The following is a 435-nucleotide window of genomic DNA, read 5'->3' as shown; positions in this document are numbered from 1 at the left end:
GGCCAGCACAATACCGGTGTGGCTTGGGTCGAAGGCAAAGGCATTCTGCAGCGAGTGGGTGACGGTGTACGACTGCAGGCCGATGAAGGCGAAGCCGTAGGTGACCAGCAGCAAGATCGAGAACACGATGGCCATGCTCTTGCGCTTCAGCCCGTGCTGGATGTAGTAGGCCGGGCCGCCACGGTACAGGCCGTCGCCATCAGCGCGCTTGTACACCTGGGCCAGGGTGCATTCGAAGAAGCTGCTGGACATGCCCACCAGTGCGGTGACCCACATCCAGAACACGGCACCTGGGCCGCCCAGGGTCACTGCGATACCGACACCGGCGATGTTGCCGGCGCCCACGCGGCCGGCCAGGCTCAGCATCAGGGCCTGGAAGGAGCTCAGCTGGCCTGCCTGGCCACGCAGCGATTCCTTGAACACGCTGAACATATG

At 63.9% G+C, this 435-nt stretch carries 1 protein-coding gene; it reads right to left on the bottom strand.

Going from position 1 to position 435, the window contains the following annotated elements:
- Nucleotides 1-435: alanine:cation symporter family protein (locus JWG88_RS21355; RefSeq protein ID WP_205235842.1), on the bottom strand; the 435-nt coding region annotated here is incomplete at both ends.

Origin of the sequence: Desulfopila inferna (genome assembly GCF_016919005.1) — a bacterium.
Classification (GTDB): domain Bacteria; phylum Desulfobacterota; class Desulfobulbia; order Desulfobulbales; family Desulfocapsaceae; genus Desulfopila_A; species Desulfopila_A inferna.
The sequence above is the reverse complement of the archived record's forward strand: the minus strand, read 5'-3'. Positions and strand labels throughout refer to the sequence as shown.